Origin of the sequence: Haloferax sulfurifontis ATCC BAA-897 (assembly GCF_000337835.1) — an archaeon.
Classification (GTDB): Archaea; Halobacteriota; Halobacteria; order Halobacteriales; family Haloferacaceae; genus Haloferax; species Haloferax denitrificans.
This window is the reverse complement of record NZ_AOLM01000023.1, coordinates 65,007-86,531: the sequence shown is the minus strand read 5'-3', so window position 1 is coordinate 86,531 and position 21,525 is coordinate 65,007. Positions and strand designations below refer to the sequence as shown.

Annotated in this window: 17 protein-coding genes and 1 pseudogene; 15 read left to right on the top strand and 3 right to left on the bottom strand. The window is 64.9% G+C overall.

The genetic code is table 11. The features are described 5' to 3' along the window. The first annotated feature begins 57 nt into the window (after positions 1-57). From C441_RS14010 to C441_RS13960, 11 genes are all read left to right on the top strand, one after another. Complete coding sequence (locus C441_RS14010) at positions 58-426, top strand: Hsp20/alpha crystallin family protein (RefSeq protein WP_004062650.1); 369 nt, start codon at positions 58-60, stop codon at positions 424-426. A gap of 8 nt (positions 427-434) precedes the next feature. Then, complete coding sequence (locus C441_RS14005; RefSeq protein WP_007275663.1) at positions 435-2,111, top strand: ABC1 kinase family protein; 1,677 nt, start codon at positions 435-437, stop codon at positions 2,109-2,111. 57 nt (positions 2,112-2,168) lie between these two features. After that, positions 2,169-2,597 carry a DUF5518 domain-containing protein gene (locus C441_RS14000; RefSeq protein ID WP_007275662.1) on the top strand — a complete coding sequence of 143 codons (429 nt, stop codon included), beginning with the start codon at positions 2,169-2,171 and terminating at the stop codon, positions 2,595-2,597. Between the two features lie 94 nt (positions 2,598-2,691). Further along, positions 2,692-3,066 carry a translation initiation factor IF-5A gene (locus C441_RS13995; RefSeq protein WP_004062652.1) on the top strand — a complete coding sequence of 125 codons (375 nt, stop codon included), beginning with the start codon at positions 2,692-2,694 and terminating at the stop codon, positions 3,064-3,066. A gap of 15 nt (positions 3,067-3,081) precedes the next feature. Continuing rightward, positions 3,082-3,903: an agmatinase gene (gene speB / locus C441_RS13990; protein WP_007275661.1), complete on the top strand. Its 822-nt coding sequence runs from the start codon at positions 3,082-3,084 to the stop codon at positions 3,901-3,903. A 54-nt stretch (positions 3,904-3,957) separates the two neighbouring features. Then, positions 3,958-4,719: a Nif3-like dinuclear metal center hexameric protein gene (locus C441_RS13985; protein ID WP_007275660.1), complete on the top strand. Its 762-nt coding sequence runs from the start codon at positions 3,958-3,960 to the stop codon at positions 4,717-4,719. 81 nt (positions 4,720-4,800) lie between these two features. Further along, positions 4,801-5,826: a deoxyhypusine synthase gene (locus C441_RS13980; protein ID WP_007275659.1), complete on the top strand. Its 1,026-nt coding sequence runs from the start codon at positions 4,801-4,803 to the stop codon at positions 5,824-5,826. A gap of 138 nt (positions 5,827-5,964) precedes the next feature. Beyond that, on the top strand, positions 5,965-6,654 hold the full coding sequence (locus C441_RS13975; protein ID WP_049920603.1) for a helix-turn-helix domain-containing protein: 690 nt from the start codon (positions 5,965-5,967) through the stop codon (positions 6,652-6,654). 115 nt (positions 6,655-6,769) lie between these two features. Beyond that, positions 6,770-8,170 carry an APC family permease gene (locus C441_RS13970; RefSeq protein ID WP_007275657.1) on the top strand — a complete coding sequence of 467 codons (1,401 nt, stop codon included), beginning with the start codon at positions 6,770-6,772 and terminating at the stop codon, positions 8,168-8,170. Beyond that, positions 8,163-9,434: a M20 family metallopeptidase gene (locus tag C441_RS13965; protein ID WP_007275656.1), complete on the top strand. Its 1,272-nt coding sequence runs from the start codon at positions 8,163-8,165 to the stop codon at positions 9,432-9,434. The genes C441_RS13970 and C441_RS13965 overlap by 8 nt, the downstream gene beginning before the upstream one ends. A 118-nt stretch (positions 9,435-9,552) precedes the next feature. Continuing rightward, positions 9,553-10,626, top strand: coding sequence for a hypothetical protein (locus tag C441_RS13960; RefSeq protein ID WP_007275655.1), 1,074 nt, complete (start codon positions 9,553-9,555; stop codon positions 10,624-10,626). A gap of 237 nt (positions 10,627-10,863) precedes the next feature. On the opposite strand, the gene C441_RS19100 is transcribed toward C441_RS13960, so the two are convergent. Beyond that, positions 10,864-12,912 (bottom strand): DUF262 domain-containing protein, encoded by a 2,049-nt coding sequence (locus C441_RS19100; RefSeq protein WP_007275654.1) that lies wholly within the window; start codon positions 12,910-12,912, stop codon positions 10,864-10,866. Positions 12,913-13,345: 433 nt separating this feature from the next. Beyond that, a pseudogene (locus tag C441_RS20630) lies at positions 13,346-14,074 on the bottom strand (hypothetical protein). 296 nt (positions 14,075-14,370) lie between these two features. Here C441_RS20630 and C441_RS13945 point away from each other — a divergent pair. From C441_RS13945 to C441_RS13930, 4 genes are all read left to right on the top strand, one after another. Further along, positions 14,371-16,065 carry an L-lactate permease gene (locus C441_RS13945; RefSeq protein ID WP_049920601.1) on the top strand — a complete coding sequence of 565 codons (1,695 nt, stop codon included), beginning with the start codon at positions 14,371-14,373 and terminating at the stop codon, positions 16,063-16,065. 62 nt (positions 16,066-16,127) lie between these two features. Then, a complete protein-coding gene (gene hpt / locus C441_RS13940) occupies positions 16,128-16,673 on the top strand; it encodes a hypoxanthine/guanine phosphoribosyltransferase (protein ID WP_007275651.1) in 546 nt (181 codons plus the stop codon). Between the two features lie 145 nt (positions 16,674-16,818). Next, the gene (locus C441_RS13935) at positions 16,819-18,207 is read left to right on the top strand and encodes a uracil-xanthine permease family protein (RefSeq protein WP_007275650.1); all 1,389 of its coding nucleotides are present in this window, start codon (positions 16,819-16,821) and stop codon (positions 18,205-18,207) included. Positions 18,208-18,337: 130 nt separating this feature from the next. Next, entirely contained in the window at positions 18,338-19,153 is an 816-nt protein-coding gene (locus C441_RS13930; protein WP_007275649.1) for a hypothetical protein, read from the top strand. Here the strand turns inward: C441_RS13930 and C441_RS13925 are convergent. After that, positions 19,124-21,475 carry a methyl-accepting chemotaxis protein gene (locus C441_RS13925; RefSeq protein ID WP_007275648.1) on the bottom strand — a complete coding sequence of 784 codons (2,352 nt, stop codon included), beginning with the start codon at positions 21,473-21,475 and terminating at the stop codon, positions 19,124-19,126. The two genes, C441_RS13930 and C441_RS13925, sit on opposite strands and share 30 nt — an antisense overlap. Positions 21,476-21,525: the final 50 nt, after the last annotated feature.

Sequence of the window (21,525 nt, the reverse complement as noted above, 5' to 3'; positions counted from 1 at the left end):
CTCGCGCGAGCGCGCGAGACCGCCGGGTTTTTCGACCCCGACTCCCTATGACCGTTCATGTCAGCACTGCGCGACGCGCTGTCCGACCTCCCGGACGCGGTGTTCGCCGACCTGTTGGAGTCCGAGACGTCCTACCTCTTGGTCCTCGACCTCCCGGGTGTGACCGCCGAGACGGCGGAGCTTCGGGTCGAGAAGGGCCGCCTGGTCGTCGAAGCGCGACGCGACAAACAGCTCCCCGCCGAGTTCGACTACGTCCGCGAGGAGCGCCCGCTGTTCCTCGACGCCGAGGTCCCCCTCCCCCCGGACGCCGTGGCCGACGAGGCCGAGGCGTCGATGGAGCGCGGGACGCTGGAAATCCGCCTGCCCAAGCGCGAGGCCGCCTCCGAGCGGACCATCCCCATCACCACCGGCGACGAAGACGCCTGACGAGGCGGGTGGTCACGCTGGTCAACCTCCGCGCCTACTGGCGGTTCCTCGTCGTCCTGTATCAGTTCTTCCCGCTCATCGTCGCGTACACCCGTGACAAGCGGAAGTACCTCCTGTTCGGCGGCGGCCGACGCGTCACGACCGAGATGCGCGTCAAGCGCGCCGACGTCCTCCTCGAGTCGCTACTGACGCTCGGGCCGACGTTCATCAAGCTCGGACAGCTCCTGTCGACGCGCCCCGACATCCTCCCCCCGGAGTACATCGAGGTGCTCGGAACCCTCCAAGACGACGTGCCACCCGCGCCGTGGGACGACTCGAAGGCCGTCCTCGAAGCGGAGCTCGGCCCCGTCGAGGAGGCGTTCGACGCGTTCGACACCGAGCCGATAAGCGGCGCGAGCCTCGGACAGGTGTACGTCGCCGAGTACGAAGGCGAGAAGGTCGCCGTCAAGGTCCGCCGCCCCGGCATCGAGGACCTCGTCGAGGCCGACCTCCGGGTGATTCGGTGGTCGATGCCGCTTCTCATGCGCTTTATCGGCGAGGGGCGAGCGTTCTCGCTGGAGAACCTCGCCGACGAGTTCGCCAAGACCATCCGCGAGGAGATGGACTACGCCGAGGAGGCCGAGACGCTCCTCGAGATTCAGGAGAACTTCGCGGACGACGACACGCTCGTCATCCCCGAGCCGATTCCCGAACGCTCCGACGATCGGGTGCTCACGATGGAGTACCTCCCCGGAACCAAGATAAACAACATCGAGGCGCTGGACGACCGGGGAATCGACCGCACGGAGTTGGCGACGAACCTCCAGCGAATCTACCTCCAGATGATCGTCGACGACGGCGTGTTCCACGCCGACCCCCACCCGGGGAACCTCTCCGTGACCGACGACGGGCGCATCATCTTCTACGACTTCGGGATGCACGGCGAGGTCGACCCGTTCATCCAGGAGAAAATCGTGGAGTTCTACATCGCCGTCGCCAACCAGGACGTCGACGGCATCCTCGACACGCTCATCGAGATGGGGACGCTCAGCCCGAACGTCGACCGGCAGGTGATGGGCGACGTGATGGAACTCGCCATCGCCGACGCCCGCGGCGACGACATCGAGCAGTACCGCGTCAACCAGATCCTCGAACAGGTCGAATCGACCATCTACGAGTTCCCGCTTCGGCTCCCCCGGAACCTCGCGCTCGTGCTCCGGGTCGCCGGCGTCGTCGAGGGGGTTTGTGTCACGCTCGACCCCGAGTTCGACTTCATCTCGGTGGCGACCGACTACCTGACCGAGGAGGGCTACCGCGAGGAGAGCGTCCAGAAAATCATCGAGGGCGTCGGCCAGCAGGGCCAAAAGACCGCCCAGTCGCTGTTCCGGGTGCCGCCCAAACTCGAACGCGTCCTCGACCGGGCGGACCGCGACAACCTGACGCTCAACGTCCGGCTGGAGGACAACCGCGGCGTCCTCGACAAGCTGGCAAAGCGGCTCATCTACGGCATCTTCCTGTCGTTCGGCTTCGTCTCGACGGTCATCATCTACGCGCTGAACCCGGAGAACCTCGTCGCGGTGGGCGCGGCGGGCGCGCCGACGGCCGTCGTGGCCCTCCTGCTTTGGCGGTCGTTCCGTTCGCGAAAGGGCATCCGGACGACGCCGCAGTTCACCCGGCAGAACCTCAAAGAGCGCCGCAGAGAGTAATCAAAGCTGAGAATCGGGCGCGTAATTTTATCGGCTCGCGGGGACACGCTCTCTGCCATGACGGAGTGGCGACCGGTGCTCGTGGGGGTGTGTCTCGCCGCGTGCACCGAATCGCTCGTCTACGCGATGACGGGGCAGTTCACCCTCGTCGGCGGGGTCACGGGGAGCGCGCTCGCCGGCTACGTCGTCGGCACGGACCCCGCCGACGGCGGGTGGCACGGCCTCATGGCCGGGGTCGCCTGGGGGTGTCTGCTGATGCCGCTTTCGGTGCTTTTGACCTTTCTCGAACGGACGCCGATTCTGTTTCCGTTCCAGTACGTCATCCCGCTGGTCGAGACGCCCGGCGAGCTGACGACCGCCATCATGCTCGCGCTCGCACTGCCAAACGTCGCGTCCGGCGCGCTCGGGAGCCGCGCCAGACGCGACGCGACGGGGACGTGGTTCGACCCGGAGATGGCCGAGGTCGACGCGGTCGAAGACGCCTGACCGAACCGGCCGACGCCCGCGATTTTCACGGTAAGGAGTCGCGTGCGAAGACGGTTCCAAACCGTTTATACCTTCCATCCGATAACGGAGAGACATGGCGAAAGAGCAGAAGCAGGTGCGCGAGCTCCAAGAAGGAAGCTACGTCATGATGGAAGAAAAGCCGTGCAAGATCAACGCCTACAGTACCGCCAAGCCCGGTAAGCACGGTAGCGCGAAGGCGCGCGTCGAAGCCCGCGGCGTCTTCGACAGCAAGAAACGCTCGCTCTCCCAGCCTGTCGACGCGAAGGTGTGGGTGCCCATCATCGAGCGCAAGCAGGGACAGGTCGTCTCCGTCACCGGCGAGGACGCCCAGATCATGGACCTCGAAACGTACCAGACGTTCACGATGCGCATCCCCGAGGAGGAAGACCTCAACCCCGAAGACGAGATCGAGTACCTCGAGTACGAAGGCCAGCGAAAGATCGTCTAAACGGGGGCCACAGAGATGTTCCCCGGAGCAACCGCAGACCGCGAGGTCGCCGACTACGTCCTTCTCGGCGCTCCGCTCGACATCTCGACGTCCTTCCAACCCGGAACCCGGTTCGGACCGAACCGAATCCGTCGGTTCGCCGAGTCGTTCGACGACTACGACCGGCGCACCGACCAGTTTTTCACCGACTTGCGCGTCCACGACGCGGGCGACGTCCGCGCGTGGGACGACGCACCTGAGTACGTCGAATGGCTCTCCGGGAGCGTCCGCGACGCCGTCTGGGACGACGCCGTCCCCGTCGTCCTCGGCGGCGAACACACCGTCACCGCCGCCGGCGTCACCGGCGTCGAACCCGACGTGTTCGTCTGTCTCGACGCCCACCTCGACCTGCGAACGGAGTACGACGGCAACGAGTGGAGCCACGCCACCGTCACCCGCCGCGTCCTCGACAAACTCGGCGTCGACGAAGTCGCGATTCTCGGCGCGCGAACCGGCTCGCCCGACGAGTGGGAGCGCGCCGACGCCGACGACGTGACCGTGGTCGAACCCGAGGCCGTCGCCGACTGGGACCCCGACTTCGAGGACGACCAGTCCGTCTATCTGAGCGTCGATATCGACGCCGCTGACCCGGCGTTCGCACCCGGCACGGGCACGAAAGAGCCGTTCGGCCTCACCTCTCGGGAGATGCGAGACGTGGTCCGAGCGGTCGCGCCCCACGCCGACGGCTTCGACGTGGTCGAAGTCAACGACCGCGACGACGGGCAGGCCGCGTCGCTGGCGGCGAAGCTCCTCCGGGAGTTCGTCTTCTCGCACGCCGCCGGGCGGGCAGACGAGTAACCGACCCGCGGCGAACCCCGTTCCTTACAAGTTCCCGAGTCACGACTCCCCGATATGCAACTCTCCGACATCGTCGCCCGACTCGACGAGACGCTCGCCACCGACGACTTCGCCGACGTGGACGCCAGCGCCAACGGCCTGCAGGTCGGCCCCGACGAGAAATCGGTCGAGAAAGTCGCCTTCGCCGTCGACGCCGCGGAGGCGACCATCGACGCCGCGCTCGACGCCGACGCCGACCTTCTCGTCGTCCACCACGGTCTCGTCTGGGGCGGCCTCGACCGGCTGACCGGCCGCGACTTCGACCGCGTCGAGCCGCTGATTCGCGGCGACCTCGCGCTCTACGTCTCGCACCTCCCGCTGGACGGCCATCAGGAACTCGGCAACGCCGCCGGCGTCGCCGACCATCTCGGCCTCGCGGACACCGAGCCGTTCGGGTCGCTCGGGCCGATTCACATCGGGCAGACGGGGACCTTCGAGTCGCCGCAGACGGCCGACGAGATTCGGGCGGCGCTCGACGACTTCGACGGGAGCGCGGGCACGACCGTCCTCGACTTCGGTCCCGACGAGATTTCGTCGGTCGGGGTCGTCACCGGCTCCGGCGTCGACTGGCTGGACGAGGCCATCGACCGCGGCGTCGACGCGCTCGTCACCGGCGAGGGCAAACAGAAGGTGTACCACGAGGCGCGCGAGGCCGGCGTCTCGGTGTTCCTCGCGGGCCACTACGCGACCGAGACGTTCGGGGTGCGGAGCCTGCGGGGCCTCGCCGACGAGTGGGGGCTGGAGACCGAGTACGTCAGCCACCCGACCGGGCTGTAAGGGCGACCGAACGCCTGCCAACCCGCCGCACGGCCTCGCCGGACCGGGGCGTTCAAACGCTCGGCCGACGCACTCCCTCGCATGAGCGACCACGACGATGACGGCTACGAGATGCCGGACCGCGAGGAGTTCACACACGACCCGCTGGGCCACGCCGAGGTCCGCGGCGGCATGACCGTCGGCGAGTTAGTCGAGCAGTACGGCCGCGCGGGCATCGGCGCGGCCGACGTGCACGAGGCCGCCGACATCTACGCCGAGATGCTGGCCGACGACGACTGCACGGTGTTCATGTCGCTGGCCGGCGCGATGGTCCCGACCGGGATGCGCAAGGTCGTCTCCGACCTCATCCGCGACGGCCATGTGGACGCCCTCGTGACGACGGGCGCGAACCTCACCCACGACGCCATCGAGGCCATCGGCGGAAAGCATCATCATGGGTCTCAGAACCACGGCGAGAAGACCGAACGCGAGCACGACGAGACGCTCCGCGACGAGGAGGTCGACCGCATCTACAACGTCTACCTCCCGCAGGAACATTTCGCGCTGTTCGAGTCGCACCTGCGAAGCGAGGTGTTCCCGGCGCTGGAGGAGGAGGGAACCGTCAGCATCGCCGACCTCTGCCGCGAACTCGGCCGCGCCAACAGCGAGGTCAACGACCGCGAGGGAATCGAGGAAGACGCCGGCGTCGCCGCCGCGGCCTACGAGTCCGACGTGCCCATCTACTGCCCGGCGGTTCAGGACTCCGTCCTCGGCCTGCAGGCGTGGATGTACTCGCAAACCTCGTCGTTCTCGCTGGACGTGCTGGCCGACATGACGCCGCTGACCGACCTCGCGTACGACGCCGACACGGCCGGCTGTCTCCTCGTCGGCGGCGGCGTCCCGAAGAACTTCACGCTCCAGACGATGCTCGTCACGCCCGGCGCGTACGACTACGGCGTCCAGATTACGATGGACCCCGCCGCGACCGGCGGCCTCTCGGGCGCGACGCTCGACGAGGCGCGCTCGTGGGGCAAACTGGAGAAAGACGCCCGCAACACGACGGTCCTCGGCGACGCGACCATCATGCTCCCGCTTCTGGTCGCCGCGGCGCGCGAGCGAATCGAGTAAGCGCCGCGAGGGTTTCGACCGACCGCGATTGCCGAGACCGCCGCGACCGTCGAGACGGTCCGCGCCGACCGGCCGTCGCGTCGCATCGAGTCAGGTTGGATACCTTTTTACCCGGCGAGCGCCCTTCCATGCTAACGAATGGCACGAGAGGGAGGACGGGGCGCTCGGGTCTGTCTCGACATCTGGCACCCGGACTGCTGGACGCTACAGGTGACCGCGGAGACGAGTGGGGGGCTCCTCGGTCACGGCGTCCACGAGATAGACGGCCTCGCCAACGGCCGTTTCACCGCCTACGCCGACACGACCGAGGAGGTGGACGAACTCGTCGCGGCCGTCCGCGCGTCCGACCTGACCGAGTCGGTGTGGGAGACCGACGACCACGCCGGCGACGCCGGGGTGCCGGGGAGCGCGGCCCGTGGTATCGTCGTCCGCTACGACCTCGGGAACTCCATCAACGACGCCCTCGTCTCGCGGGGGTTCATCCCCGACGAGCCGGTTCGCATGCAGGGCGGCCGCGAGCGCTGGACCGTGCTCGTCCACGAGACGCGGCAGACCGTCCACGAGCGGTTAGAGGAGATTCGCGAAGAGCGGAACGCCGACATCGACGTGGAACTCATCACCGCCCCCGAGGACGGCGGCGGCATGTTCCGCACCGACGCGCTCTCCGAGCGCCAGCGCGAGGTGTACGAACTGGCCCGCCGCCGCGACTACTACACGTGGCCCCGCGAAGTGAGCGCGGCGTCGCTGGCGGGGGAACTGGACATCTCGAAGGCGACGCTTCTCGAACACCTCCGGAAGGCGGAGTCGAAACTGCTCGGCGACTACTGAGCCCGGGTTCGGGTCCCTCGCGTCGGGTTCTATCGGGAGAGCGGCGCTCGCTCTCCCGCCGCCCCACTCATGAGAGGGAGGGGTACTTTGCCCGACAACCGACCCATGTGATAGCATGTCATCGGTAGACGTGAACGACGGACGGAGTCTCTCGCGGGACATCGGACTGTTCGGCGCGGTGAGCACCGTGGTAGCGGGGACGCTCGGAGCCGGGCTGTTCGTCACCCTCGGCACGGCGAGTTCGACGACGGGACCGAGCGTCATCCTCGTCGTCATCCTCTCGGGACTGCTCGCGATGAGTATCGCGCTCAACTACGGCTGGATGGCGACTATCTTCCCCGGCGCGGCGGGGTCGTACGCCTACGTCTCGCGGGCGTTCGACAGCCGCCTCCCCGGGTTCGTGGTGACGTGGTCGAAGTGGCTCGGCTACATGGCCGCCGACGCGGTTCTCGCCATCGGCTTCGGGAGCTACTTACAGGTGTTCTATCCCTCGGTGGACCCGACGCTCGCCGGCTTCGGCCTACTGACGGTCCTCTTTCTGGTCAACCTCGTGGGCGCGAAGAGTTACAGCCGCTCGCAGAACGCCATCTTCGGCTTTCTCATCCTGTCGATACTCGTGCTCGTCGGCCCCGGGCTGTTGAACATCGACGCCGCGAACTACCAGCCGTTTTTCACCGGCGGCTTCGACGGCTTCGTCGCCGCCGCGGTCCCGCTGTTCTACGCCTACATCGGCATCGCCGTCGCCGGGCAGATGGGCGCTGAGGTGAAGAACCCCTCGCGGAACCTCCCCCTGGCGATGGCCGGCGGCACGGCCATCCTCATCTTCCTGTACGTGCTGACCGCCGCCGTCATCTACGGCGTCGTCGGCGACTACACGGTCCTCGCGAACTCGGCGCGGCCGCTCTCGACCGCCGCGGAAGTCTTCCTCGGTGACATCGGCACGGCCATCGTCGGTATCGGCGGCCTGCTCGCCACCGCGTCGTCGGTCCACGCGGTCATGGCCGCGGGCATCAAGATGCCCTACTCGTGGGCGTGGGACGAGGTGTTCCCCAAGAAGTTCTCGGCGGTCTCCGACCGCTTCGGGACGCCCCACTGGTCGCTTCTGACGCTGTACGTCGTCGCCTCCGGCCTCACCTTCTGGAGCACCGGCCTCAGTCAGGCCATCGCCATCGCCACGTTCAGCTACCTCATCGCCTACGCCGCGGTGTCGATAACGGTGCTGTACGTGCTCTACAGCCGCACCGACCTCCGCGCGGAGGCGGGCTTTTCGCGCCCCGCGCTCCTCACGCTGACGGGGCTCGTCGGGTCGCTCGGCGCGGTCGGCCTCCTGACCGAGGCGTACAAGGGCTCGCTGTCGATTTACGTCCCGTGGGTCGCCGTCGGCCTCGTCGTCTTCGGCGTCTACTGGTACCGCGGCCAACAGAAGGACCACGACGTCGAGGCCATCCTCGGGACGCTCCCCGGCGTCCCCTCCGACGAGTACAACCCGTCGGTCCGCGGGGTGAGCGATGACTGACGACGCGACGCCGCGCGGGGACCGCTCGGGCGACTCCGACCTCAACCCGGACACCAGCCTCGACCTCGACGCCGCTCCCCGCGTCGACCCCGACGAGACCATCGACCTCCTGCAGGAACTCGTGCGGATTCCGAGCCCGTACTTCGAGGAGGCCGAGATAAGCGAGTTCGTCTACGACTGGTTGGACGCCCGCGGGCACGACCCGGAGTACCACCACGTGAGCGAGCCGGACATCACGGAGTACGAGGGCGACAACGTCGTCGCCCGACTGGAGGGGTCGGACCCGGACGCGCCGACGCTCCTGTTGAACGCCCACATGGACACCGTGAAACTGGTCGAAGACTGGGACGAAGACCCGTGTTCGGGCCGCATCGAGGACGGGAAACTGTACGGACAGGGCGCGTGCGACATGAAAGGCGGCCTCGCGGCCGTCATGGTCGCGTTCGACGCCCTCGCCGACTGCGACCTCGCCGGCGACGTGCTCCTCACGGCCGTCGTGGACGAGGAGGGCCCCTACGGACTCGGCACCGACCGCCTCATCCGCGACGGCGTCGTCGCCGACTGCGACGCCGCCATCGTCACCGAACCCGGCCCGATTCTCGCACAGGAAGACATCGAGAACCCGGCGCTCCTCCTCGGCGCGCGCGGTCGCTACTTCTACGACATCGACGTCCGCGGACAGGCGGCGCACGGCTCGAAACCCGAGACCGGCGTCAACGCGGTCGTCGAGGCCGGCAGACTCGCGGCCGCGCTCGACGACCTCGACGTGGGCGACCACCCGAAACTCGGGTCGGGTTCGACCTGCCCGCTGAAAATCGAGGGCGGAAGCCAGACGCTGTCGGTCCCCGAGCGCGCCCGCCTCATGGTCGACCGCCACGTCGTCGTCGGCGAGACGCTCGAAGACGCTCGCGCCGACGCAGAACGCGCCGTCGAGGAACTCGGCTTGGAGAGCGAGGTCGACGTGGGGTTCCGCGAGTCGCCCGACGAGGGCATCCGCTACGGCCCCTACGTGACGGACGACGACCACCCGCTCGTTTCGGCCCTCTCGGACTCGACCCGCGCCGTCTCCGGCGTCGACCCCGCCTACGGCTACTTCTCCAGCGTCGGCGACTTCAACTACCTCGGCGACCGCGCCGGCCTCCCGACGGTCATCGTCGGCCCCGACGGCGAGAACATCCACGCCGCCGGCGAGTTCGTCTTCACCGACGACGTGGTCGACGTGGCCGACATCGTCGCCGACGCCGCCGTCCGATTCCTCGGCTGAGGCGGCGGTCGGCGTCCGGGTCCCCCGTATCGACTTCGGCCCCGCTTCGCCGCGCGCGTTCTCAACGCCGAGAACCGGGCGCAAACACATAACAGCCTCGCCCGGCACCTCGGACGCAATGACTGCGCCCCGTCTCACGTCGGTCGTTTCGGACCGCTCCGACGTCGAACTCGCCGCCGTCTTCGAGCGGGTCTGGGGGGCGCGAGGCTACGAGACGCGCGTCCGCTTCCGCGGCCCCGACGTGCACGTGGAGGCCACCGGGAAGACGCCCGAGGGCGCAAAGCGCGACCTCCGAATCTGGATTACGACGACGGGCACCGTCACCGCGGACAAGGCGAGCGCGTTCGTCCGGCGGTGCGAGCGCGCCGGCATCGAACCCTACGTGGCGGCGGTCGGCGGCGGGCGAGTCGCCTCCGACGCCCATCGGCCCGGCCTCGTCGTCCTCGACGCGCCGGCTATCGCCGTCGAAATCCGCGAGGCCGGCGTCGAGTCGTTCGTCCGCGACCTCGCCGCCGGGGCGAGCGGTGCGGGCGGCGACGGCGACAGCGAGGCCCTCGACTCCGAGAGCGAAGGCGACGACCCGGAGGCCGACGGGGCCGACCGACTCACCCGCCGCGAGGCGCTCAAGAAGGCCGGCACCTACGTCGCCGGCGGCCTCGTCACCTACCTCGCCGTCGAGCGCGTCTCGGATGTCGTCCAGCAGTCGCCGGAACTCCGCGCCGCGGTCGCCCGCCGCGCGGCGTGGCTCGACGCCCGCCTCCCGGACGTGCGCCTCCCGACCGTCGAGTGGTCGCTCCCGACGCCGCAACCACTCTCGGAGGAGTCCACCCTTCCGAACCGAACGACCGCGGTCGCGACGCCGGCGAACGCGACGGCGATTCCCTACGCCGACCTCCGGACGAACCCCGAGTCGTTCACGGGGACGGCCGTCACCTACACCGGCCGCGTCGAGGAGACGATGGAACGCGACGAGATTCGACTGGCGCTCGTCGCCGTCGAGGACGACCGGGGGCGACTCAGCGGCGACGTGGTCGCCCGCTGGCCCACCGGCCGCTTTTTCCACGATGACATCGGCTTTCGACTGCTCGCCGACGAGCGCGTCCGACTCTGGGGCGTCGTCGCCGACGAGGGCTCGATTTCGGGCGGCGTGCGGTACCCTCGCATCGACGTGTCGGTGTTGGAGAAGCCGTGAGCGAGTCGGGAGCGGGACGAACGAGACCGATGGTGATTACTCGCTCGCGGGGCGAGAGCGAGGTGGCCGATGACGACGGCACCGTTCCGAACCGAACTAGGCACTCGGTGATGCGGAGCCCTATGAGTGCCGAGGCCGACTTTCCGGTAAAAGATACCCTATAATTTTTAGTTCGTGGTGCTTTGTTTATATTAGGAATGAAGCTGAGCGAGATCGATGAATTTTTTATTCTGAGCTTTACTTGACAGAGAGGAGTTCCCGACGGCCCTCTAAGAATTGGTCAATCATTACCTTGCCTCTATCTTCGATTAGATCCTCAATATCGGTTACGTCGGAGTAGTCGCCAAAGTTATCACTCTCTATTCCCGTGAACCGTTCAATTTCAGATTTCAGCCAAGGGTCCGATATCTGTTCGAGTGTTTTCGATCCTTTAGTAGAATTTTCTCTCCCGGGTATTTCGGCCAGATTAGCAATGTGATGTTCATATCTCTTAATATCCTCGTCCGGCGAACTTTCGAATTCTTTGCTCGGGATTATATGATCTATGGACATTTCACCGACATCTGTAGGACGCTTTTGTGTTAATACGTAGTAGTACCGCAGAAGAAGTTTCACCCTGCTACTTGGATTTTGATTGTTTAGTTGGTTCTGTCCCTCAATTTGACCTTCTTCAATTAGGTCCGTGAGCAAACTTTCCCAATCCTCTGATTTGATTGGAGTATATAGTGTGCTATCAACAGATAGATTCTTCAGATTGTTAGCGGTCCTTGTGTCACTAGATCCACTCCATAGCCGCGTTACGTATTCATAGATCATTTTGTCAAACAAGACTGCACCTTTGTTTTGGAATTTTTGGAACGGACTAGATGTGGTTGATGTTGGTTTCTCCAGGAGTTCCCAATATTTCAACATACACAACAGATAGTTTATCGCAACCGCTTCCGAGGTCATCCGCACCATTGGGTTATCCCACGACTTCCAAAAGCTCACAAGAGGATGGCCAGATATGTAATTTTCAATCTGATTGAATTGTTGTTCTAGCTCTGTTGAACTCCAGTTAACCCCCTCCACTTTAGCAAGTGCCTCAAAATCTTCTTTTGAGATACCATTTAAAAAGTACCCACTCATCAGTTTGAAGCCTATCCGAACCTTGCGCTCGAAGCTATACCCTTCACTTGGAAATAAAGTTGGAACCTCTAATCGGCTATATAAGGTTGCAGGTCGGTCCCACCGGACAGCTTCCTGACGAGAAACCTCCATCTCCTTTTCGTATAGTCTCTTAATATCAGAAACAATTTCCTCACTCGGATTTTCAATCTCAATATTGTACGCTGGCTTAGCTGAAAGTATCTCTACGGCTGTTAAATCAGTGCCTTCGCTATTTATGATCTCAAAAATCTTCTTTTCATCATTCGCACTAGCGTCTCTGACTTCCATATATCCGATTTTTCTATTGCTCAGAGTCGAGTCTAATGCCTGTAGCGCTTCAAAAACGCGGATGATTTGATCCCAATTTCGGTCAATCTCTTTTCGAATTTTGTTCTCTGTCGCATTGCCTCCCTCGCCAGGGTCCTTCCCACTCATTAACCAATTATAGAGATCGTCCTGTGTGAAGTTGTCAATCTGTGGAGTCTTTCTACCGCCGGATCGGTACTCAATCCAATCTAATAACTGATCTGTATCGACATACCGATATCCAGAAGACGGATCCGCAATATAATCTAAGCCAGATACGTCGTCTCTGAAGTCAAAGGGTTTTGTAATCCCACTTGCTTTACTTCTCTTGGGATGAACAGAGAGAATGATACTTAACAATCTAATCAAATTTTCATCTTCACCTTGATTGTATGACGAAAAGTCAGGGTCGTTATCCATCGAATCTTCGTTAGTGTCTATGTCAGAATCTGAGAAATCTTCATCGTCGTCGTCATCTTCTTCAAACTCCCCAAAGTACTGGTCTACAAATCTCCAATACTGAGTACGGAGATCATCCTCAGAAACACTAAGATTAAAGCCAATTGCAGAACGCGCCCAGTCGTAGACTTTTTCCGGATTTCGCATTTCATCAAGCGCAAAGCGCCGCTGGCGGCCGTCTAAGAGGTACTTTTTATCACTATCTTTTGACAGGACTATAACACCTAGAGGGTAGCCTTTAAAAACACTCAGGCAGAGTTTAAAATTATCTTTATCAGTCCATGTTAGCTTCCTTTGGAAGCGAGGCAACTCAATTTGACTATCATCTACGAATGAATTAATCGATTCAGTATTTAGATCGTACCCTGGCATTGCTAATTCAGATATGTATTGTGGTATATATATCTTGTTGTGGATAGATAGTGACATCTATCGAATATCTGGCGTTCTACACAGACAACGAAATCAAAACCACAGTCCCGTCGGTAACGGACGTTATCGAGAGCATCGAACTCACCGAGGAAACGGTGCGGAACCATGCAGACCTACGCAGTCACAACGTGAACAACTGCTTGACGTAGTCACGCAGTTTCGCAAGGAGGATTCAGAACGGCTCGGTGAGACTGAGAAAGTCATCTCCCTACAGGACGGTATCGAACTGGACCAGACGATGGAGAATGACAAGACGGCGAGTGACTCCGACCAGAGAGTCGCCTTCGTCCAAGGGATTGCTATGTCTTGTTCTCGAAACTGCAGGAGAAACCTAAGTACACGACTGAGTTAGAGGGTTCGAACTGAGACGGCGTCATACCGAGGTTGTGTCGTTGACAGCGCCCTCAAGTAAATCCAGAAAGCCACTATCGTATCGCTCGCCGACGTGGTTCACGTTCCAGAGCCCTGATTCACGAATCTCCCGACGCTGACAGTACTGGCCGAGCCAGCCGTCTCCTCGTGGGTCAATCGGTTGCTTATCGAAGTTGCTGACGAGGGCGATTGCGTCTTATTCCAGATACGCTCGGTCGCTGTCGGCGCTCGGTTCGTCGTCGAGGTCCACCCAGAGGAACGGCTGTTCGCGGATATAGGTACTCACCCGTCGTTCGAGGATGTATTCTTCGTCACGAACCTCTGACCGCCGACGGGCGATACTCGACCACCGCTCGTCCCAGTCGGGATAGTCGTCGCACAGGTCGTGGTTCTCGATGATGGCCTCGCCGACGCGCTTGCGATACACGGACCCACGGTGAGTGCCACCGTGAGGATGGTTCGAGCTTCCGCTCCCTGTTCCGTAATGCTGTTTCAATCTATCCCAGAGCGACGTTCGACTTCCGTCCACGACCGCGTGTGTCCCGACGCGAGTGACGCGTAACTGGTCGGTCCACTCGCGTGTCTCACCCGGTTCGAGAAAGAAGTAGACGCCACGGTCGGGCCAGTCCATGTATCCCGTGCAGTTCTTGAGTTTACGCGTTCCACCGACTCGTTGCTCAAGATTATCGAGTAGATCGTAGAACCGGTCGAGGTCGTCCTGACGTGCCATTCGTGTTGGGTTCCTCGCATTCAAGTAAAAAGGGAACACCGCCCAGTATGCCAGTTTCAGACGTAATCACGAACACCAGCGTGGTCGATGCCATCCAAACCAGTACGCCAGTCAGTTCACTATGAGTCGTAAGTGCCGAGGCCACTCTCTCACGCGAAACCCATCACCCCGCGGCCTGTGTCACGTGACCCGGTAGGGTTGTCGCTCGAATCTCTTAAGCCTGCTTTCGGTTCGACGGGACGGAGAACGGTGCGCGTACTACAACAAACTCGGTCACAAACACACAGAAAGACACAATGACATCTGTCGTGATATTAGCGCTCGCGGCGAGCGTGCCAATCGTCGTCGCGTTCGTCCTCCTCGCCGGGCTTCGGTGGTCGGCGGCGCGGTCGATGGGAGTCGGCTGGGTACTGGCGACCGCGTTGGCGTTCGCGGTCTGGGGTATGGAGCCGACCGCGTGGGCGGGAGCCGCGGTCTACGGCGCGCTGGAGGGGCTCAACATCGTCCTCATCGTCTTCGGGGCGATTCTGCTCATGAACTACTTGGAGGTCAGCGGCTCCATCGAGACGATTCGGTGGTACTTCCGCCGACTGGAGCGCGACCGGCGCATCCAGTTGCTCCTCATCGGACTCGGTTTCGAGACGATTATCGAGGGCGTCGCGGGGTTCGGGACGCCGGGGGCGCTGGCCGCGCCGCTGTTCATCGGCCTCGGGTTCCCCCCGCTGGCGGCGGCGGTGTTCGGCCTGTTTTTCAACGCGCCGAACCCGCAGTTCGGGGCCGCGGGGACGCCGATTATCGGCGGCGTCAGCCAAATCGAGTCGATTCTCCCGGCGGCGATGGCGGGCGGACCGTTCCGGCAGTTAGTTTCGGCGTGGACCGGCGTCATGACCGGGCTGACGTTCGCGTTCTGGGGCCTCCTCGGCGTGCTTCTGCTGGTCTACTGGTTCGGTGACGACGACGAGCGGTCGGTTCGGGGGGCCGCGCGAGCCGCCGCCCCCATCGCGCCGTTCGCGCTCGTCCTCGGCGCGGTGACCGGCGCGGTTCAGCTCGCAGTCGCGTGGTTTATCGGCCCGGCGCTTCCCGATATCGCCGCCGGCTTCGCCGTCCTCGCCGTCGGTATCGTGATGGCCGACCGAGACGTGCTCGTCCCGACAGAGCGGTGGACGTTCCCCGACCGCGAGGGCTGGCTCGACGCGTGGCTGGGCGGCCTCGACCCGTCGTCGCTCGACACTGACGAGCCGCGAAAGCGGATGCCGGTCTGGAAGGCGTGGTCGCCGTACGTCGCCGTCGCGGTCGTCCTGCTCGTCACGCGCTGGCCGACGTTCGACCTCGTGTCCGTCTTACAGGGGTTCACTATCGGTCCCTACGAGATATTCGGGTACGAGACGATGTCGTGGTCGCTGGCGTACCTCTACCTGCCGGGGACGATGCCGTTTCTCCCCGTCGCCGTCCTGACCGGCCTGTTCTACCGGATGGACGCCGGCGAGATGGTCGACGCCTGGGCCGAGTCCGGTCGGCAGGTCGCGACGGCGGCGGTGACGCTCGTCGTCGCCGTCTCGCTCACGCAGGTCATGATTCAGTCGAGCATCAACCCCACAGAGACCGTCGGGATGATGAGCGTCCTCTCGTTGGTGCTGGCGGAGGGGGCGGGGGCGGCGCTTCCCCTCGTCGCGCCGTGGATCGGCGCGCTCGGGACGTTCGTCACCGGGAGCAACACCACCTCGGACATCCTGTTCAACGCCCTGCAGTACAACGCGGCGGCCGACGTCGGCATCTCCCGCGCGCTCGTCGTCGCCATCCAGAACGTCGGCGGCGGCGTCGGCAACATGATTTCGGTGCTCAACATCGCCGCCATCTGCGGCGTCATCGGCATCGCGGGCCGCGAGGGCGACATCCTCCGGAAGGTGGTCGTCCCAACGGTCGTCTTCGCGCTGTTCGCCGGCGCCGTCGGGTCGCTTCTGGTCTACGTCGTCGCCCCCGGCGTGTTCTGAGCGACCGCGAGGTGCTCCCGAGAGAGCGAACCACTTTTGGGGCGATTCGTGAAACGGACCCCATGAAGCGACTCGAGGAGTCCCTACACGAAGCGCCCATCATCGACAAGGACGGCTACTCCTACCTCGTCCACCCCATCAGCAACGGCGTGCCGATGCTCGACCCGCAACTCCTGCGCGAGGTCGTCGTCGGCATCACCCGCGCCGCCGACCTCGACGTGGACAAAATCGTCGCGCCCGAGGCGATGGGCATCCACATCGCGACCGCGCTGTCCCTCCAGACGGACGTGCCGCTCGTCGTCATCCGCAAGCGCGAGTACGGCCTCGACGGCGAGGTCGCGCTCCACCAGACGACCGGCTACTCCGAGTCGGAGATGTTCATCAACGACATCGAGGACGGCGACCGCGTGCTCGTCGTGGACGACCTGCTTTCGACCGGCGGGACGCTCGCGGCCATCTGCGGCGCGCTCGACGACATCGGCGCGGACATCTCCGACATCGTCGTCGCCATCCGGAAGGTCGGCGAGACCGCCCTCGACGACACCGACTACGAGGCGACGAGCCTCGTGGACATCAGCGTCGACGAGGACGGCGTCGAGATTCACTGAGCGGACCGTCGCCGACCGGCGCGACCGCGATTCGTATTTTCGCGACGGATATGCACAGAATTGCATATAACGACACATCGAGTGGCGTGAAATACGCTCGAACGCGAAACTATTATTGAACGGGGGTCGCTCGTGGCGAGTACAGATGACAGACGACAGCGGTGAACTCGGCCTCGAATACGAAATCGACGACCGGCCGCCGTTGCTGGAGTCGGTTCTCCTCGGGATACAGCACGTCTCGGTGATGATCGTCCCGGCGACCGCCGTGGCGTTCATCGTCGCGGGCGCGGTCGGACTCGGCGTCGCCGACACGGCCTACGTCGTCCAGATGGTGCTCCTGTTTTCGGGGCTCGCCACCGTGGTACAGGCGTACGCCGTCGGGCCGGTCGGCTCGCGGCTCCCCATCGTGATGGGGACGAGCTTCACCTTCGTCGGCGCGGCGACGACCATCGGCGTCGACTACGGCCTGAGCGCGGTGTTCGGCGCGATTCTCGTCACCGGCTTCGTCGTCGAGGGACTCATCGGCTGGCAGTTCGACCGCATCAAACCCTTCTTCCCGCCGTTGGTGACGGGGCTCGTCGTCGTCATCATCGGTCTCTATCTCGTCCCGGTCGGGATGGACTACGCCGCCGGCGGGGTCGGTGCCGCCGACTACGGCGCGGCCCACAACATCGGTCTCGCGGCGCTCGTCCTCGGCGTCGCCATCGCGCTCAACCTCTTTACCGACGGCATCACCCGGCTCCTGAGCACGCTCGTCGGCATCGCCGTCGGCTACGCCGTCGCCGTCCCGCTCGGCGTGGTGGACTTCTCGCCCATCGCCGACGCGGCGTGGGTCGCGGTTCCCCGGCCCGGCGCGTTCGGCGTCACGTTCGAACCCGTCCCCATCGTCACCTTCGCGTTCCTGTTTCTCGTCTCCGCGATGGAGACCGTCGGCGACATGTCCGGCATCACCGCCGCCGAGGGGCGCAACCCGACCGACGAGGAGTTCCGCGGCGGCCTCTTTACCGACGGCCTCATGAGCTCCGTCGCCTCGGTGTTCGGCGCGTTCCCGGTCACGTCGTTCTCGCAGAACGTTGGCATCGTCAACTTCACCGGCGTGATGAGCCGGTACGTCGTCGGCGTCGCGGGCGTCGTCCTCGCCGTTCTCGGCCTCAGCCCGAAGGTCGGCGCGGCCGTCGCGACCATCCCGAGCGCCGTCTTCGGCGGCGCGGTCCTGCTCATGGCCGGGATGGTCGCCGCCAGCGGCGTCCGCCTCGTCTTCCTGCACACGAACCTCGACCGGCGCAACATGGTCGTCGTCGCCGCCTCGCTCGGTCTCGGCCTCGGCGTCGCCACGCGCCCCGACGCGCTCTCGGGGCTCCCGCAGGCCGCCGCGACGTTCTTCGGCCAGCCCGTCATCGTGACCGCGCTGACGGCGCTCGTGCTCAACACGCTCGCGCCGGGCGACCAGAGCCCGCTTTTCGACGCGGCCGACGAGTCGGTCGCCGCGGACGCCGCCGACGGCGCGGACGGCCGCGCGTCAACCGACGACTGACACGCATCGAACAGAGTGTGACTGGTTCCGGTTTCGATATGCGGTTTATATTTCGTGTCTCACGACTGTCGGGAAAGCGTCCGGATTACCAACGAGTTCATTTCTTCTCGCCGCATTACATCTTCACGAGATGAGCGAGCAGCGGGTCACGTTCAACGGGGATACGCGAGTGCTGTACCGGCAGGCGGTTCGAACGCCCCTGCCGGACGAGGACGCCGAGCGGTTGTTCCACGAGAACATGATGAACGTCGCGGACGCCCAAGAGCGGAAGGCTGACATGCTCGCTGACCCCGACATCCCCCTGCTCGAAGCCTACGAGACGCAACTCCAGGGCATTGCGGAGAGCTACAAACGTCGCTGTCGCCACATCGCCGGCGACGACTTCGAGGAGATTGCGATGGCGTACAACCGCGGGGAGCGCGACGACCGCATCGGCGCGCTCACGGCCTACTACTTCGAGGGGCTCTGGCGGATGCAACAGCGAATCACCGTCACCGACATGCTGTTTTTCCCCGTCATCCTGCGGTACCCCGACTGCTTCACGGTCAACATCCGCTTCGCCAGCGGCCACACGACCACGGAGTCCGTCCTCTACGAGTCGCCGGAACACTCCACCGAGGAACTCGACGACGAGTACGCCGAGCGCTACTACAACGAGAGCCTCTACTCGCAAAAGGAGGCCGCCGAGTACATCAGAGACACCGCGGAGATAATCCGCGAGGAGTTCCCCAGCCCCGACGAATCAACCTTCGAAGAGCGGCGGTACGGCGGCATCACCTCCGCCGGCGGCCGGAAGGGGCCGGTGTTCTCATCGATGCTCAAGCGGGTCGAACCCGACCCGAACCGGTTTTCGGAGCCGGTCGACGAGCCGACGCTCGTCGAGGAGGGCGAGGAGGCGCGGCGAACCGAGCGGGAGCTACTCCCCGAGGGCGCTATCGTCCTCTGAGGCGGTCGCCGCCGTATCGCCGCCGTCGACCCGCGCTTCCGGCGCGCTCGGGAGCGCGTCGGTGGCTGGTGGCTCCCCCTCGTTCGCGACCTCGAACCGGTCGAGCGCGACTCGGAGGTCGCCGGCGCGCTCGGCGAGTCTGTCAACCCGTTCTGCGACCGACGCGAGCGCCGCGGTCTGTTCTTCGGTCGCCGCCGCGGCCTCGCGCGCGCCGGCGCTGGTCCGGTCGCTGATGGCGGACACGTCTTCGACCATGGCGGCGACCTCGGTCGTCGCCTCGGCCTGCCGGTCGGTCGCGCGGCGAATCTCCCGAATCCCCTCGGAGGTGTCGGCCGCGTCGTCGACGATGGTGTCGATGGCCTCGACGGCCTCCTCGATGGTCTCGGAGCCCTCGACGACGCGCGTCCGCGTCTCTCTGATGTCCGCGGCGGTCGCGTCGGCCTGCTCGCGCACGCGGTCGATGGAGGCGCCGATTCGCCCGGTCGCCTCCTGGGTCTCCTCGGCGAGGCCCTTCACCTCGTCGGCGACGACGGCGAAGCCGTCGCCCGCCTCGCCCGCGTGCGCCGCCTCGATGGAGGCGTTGAGCGCGAGGATGTTCGTCTGCGAGGCGAGGCCGTCGATGAACTCGACCACGTCCTCGATGTCGGCGACGGCGGCCGCCAACTCCTCGACCTGTTCGACCGTGCGGTCGGTCGCCGTCTCGATGGCCCGTAGCTCCGAAATCGCCTCGCCGGCCGCGTCGCGGCCGCGTTCGCCGCGGGTGACGGCGGCCTCGGCGTTGTCGGCGACCGACGCGGCCGAGGCGCTCACCTGCTGAATCGTCGCCGAGAAATCGTTGACGCGCTCTGTCACGTCGTCGAGATGTTCGTCCTGTCGGACCGCGTCGTCGAGGATGCCGGTCATCGACTCGGCGACCGCCTCGCCGGCGTCGTTCACCTCGGCGACGCCCGTGCTCGTCGCCGCGCTCGACTCCGCCACCGCCCGACTGAACGTCTGCACGTCGGCGATGACCGCCCCGAGTTCGTCCATCGTCCGGTTGTACGCCCGCGCGATGTCGCCCATCGCGGCGCTCTCGGAGTCGGGGTCCATCCGGCAGGCGACGTCGCCGTCGGCACAGCGCTCCATGACGGCGCGGTACTCCTCCGCCTTCGCTTCGAGGTGGTCGTTGAGGGCCTCGGCCTCGTTCAGGCTCGTTCGCAGGGACTCGCGCATCTCGTCGAAGGAATCGTACAGCGTTCCGAACTCGTCGATGCGGTCGGTGTCGAGGTCCACGTCGAGGTCGCCGTCGGACATCTCCTCGGCGCGCGCGGTCAGCTCGCCGAGCGTCCGCGTGGTCCGCCGGCCGACGACGACCGCGACGGCACCCAAAGAGCCGAGCGCGACGAGTATCGTCGCGAGGAGGCCGCCGCCGACGCGGTCGCGGACGCCGTAGGCGCTCGCCGCGGGGACCGCGGTCGAGAGCGTCCAGTCCACGCCGTCGAGTTCGGTGTACGCGACGACGTTGCCGCCGGACCTGCCGAGGGCGGCCGCGCTCCCGTTCGCAAGCGGGTCGTCGGGGGGCGCGACGCTCCCGTTTTCGGCCGTCGAGACGATGGTCGAGCCGTCGGCGGCGTACAGCGTGGTCGCGCTTCCGGCCATCGTCTGTTCGGTCGCCGCGAGCCGGGCCGGGAGGCTGACGGTGACGAGGACGACCGACTCGGCGTTCTCCGGCGGCTTGCTCGCGAGGACAAAGGACACCTCGTCGTCGACCGGCGACCGGAACGTCGACGAGGAGACGTACACCCGCTGAGGTTCGGGGTTGACGTTCCGTTCGAGGTCGGCCCACGGGAGGCCGACCGCGGCGGCCGACTCGCCCTCCAGCGAACTCGCGGTGCTCTCTTTGATTTCGCCGGTCGCGTAGTCGACGTAGTGGATGGCCGTCACGTCGGACTGGCCGAGCTCGCCGCTCCGCTGAAAGAGGTAGCTACTGGCCGCCCGCGAGTTGCCGAGCTGGAACTGCCACGCCGAGGAGGTCGTGCGGGTCTGGAGGCGCTTGCTGGCGAGCCACGATTCGAGCCCGTCGGCCTGCAGGTCCGCGGTCGCCGTGAGCTGTTGTTCGACCTGCGCGTCGAGCGTGTCGCGGACCTGCGTGTAGGTGACCGCGCCGGCGCCCGCCATCACCACCATGGCGACGAGGACCGCCGCGAAGAACTTCCGGGCGTAGGTGCGGCGAATCGCCCGCGGGACCGCCGCCGAGACGGACGGCCGCGGGAATCGGTCGCCGAGTCTGTCCGACGGGCCGTCGGGGAGCGCGTCCCGAAGGCGTGACCAGCGTTCTCCCATCGAACGGAGATTTCGTTTCATCTGTGATAAATTCGTCTACTATATAGTAC

Excerpts from the sequence above, each read along its gene's own strand:
- C441_RS14010 (WP_004062650.1), top strand. The coding sequence starts at position 58 with ATGTCAGCACTGCGCGACGCGCTGTCCGACCTCCCGGACGCGGTGTTC.
- C441_RS14000 (WP_007275662.1), top strand. The coding sequence starts at position 2,169 with ATGACGGAGTGGCGACCGGTGCTCGTGGGGGTGTGTCTCGCCGCGTGC.
- C441_RS13995 (WP_004062652.1), top strand. The coding sequence starts at position 2,692 with ATGGCGAAAGAGCAGAAGCAGGTGCGCGAGCTCCAAGAAGGAAGCTAC.
- speB (WP_007275661.1), top strand. The coding sequence starts at position 3,082 with ATGTTCCCCGGAGCAACCGCAGACCGCGAGGTCGCCGACTACGTCCTT.
- C441_RS13985 (WP_007275660.1), top strand. The coding sequence starts at position 3,958 with ATGCAACTCTCCGACATCGTCGCCCGACTCGACGAGACGCTCGCCACC.
- C441_RS13980 (WP_007275659.1), top strand. The coding sequence starts at position 4,801 with ATGAGCGACCACGACGATGACGGCTACGAGATGCCGGACCGCGAGGAG.
- C441_RS13975 (WP_049920603.1), top strand. The coding sequence starts at position 5,965 with ATGGCACGAGAGGGAGGACGGGGCGCTCGGGTCTGTCTCGACATCTGG.
- C441_RS13970 (WP_007275657.1), top strand. The coding sequence starts at position 6,770 with ATGTCATCGGTAGACGTGAACGACGGACGGAGTCTCTCGCGGGACATC.
- C441_RS13965 (WP_007275656.1), top strand. The coding sequence starts at position 8,163 with ATGACTGACGACGCGACGCCGCGCGGGGACCGCTCGGGCGACTCCGAC.
- C441_RS13960 (WP_007275655.1), top strand. The coding sequence starts at position 9,553 with ATGACTGCGCCCCGTCTCACGTCGGTCGTTTCGGACCGCTCCGACGTC.
- C441_RS19100 (WP_007275654.1), bottom strand. The coding sequence starts at position 12,912 with ATGCCAGGGTACGATCTAAATACTGAATCGATTAATTCATTCGTAGAT.
- C441_RS13945 (WP_049920601.1), top strand. The coding sequence starts at position 14,371 with ATGACATCTGTCGTGATATTAGCGCTCGCGGCGAGCGTGCCAATCGTC.
- hpt (WP_007275651.1), top strand. The coding sequence starts at position 16,128 with ATGAAGCGACTCGAGGAGTCCCTACACGAAGCGCCCATCATCGACAAG.
- C441_RS13935 (WP_007275650.1), top strand. The coding sequence starts at position 16,819 with ATGACAGACGACAGCGGTGAACTCGGCCTCGAATACGAAATCGACGAC.
- C441_RS13930 (WP_007275649.1), top strand. The coding sequence starts at position 18,338 with ATGAGCGAGCAGCGGGTCACGTTCAACGGGGATACGCGAGTGCTGTAC.
- C441_RS13925 (WP_007275648.1), bottom strand. The coding sequence starts at position 21,475 with ATGGGAGAACGCTGGTCACGCCTTCGGGACGCGCTCCCCGACGGCCCG.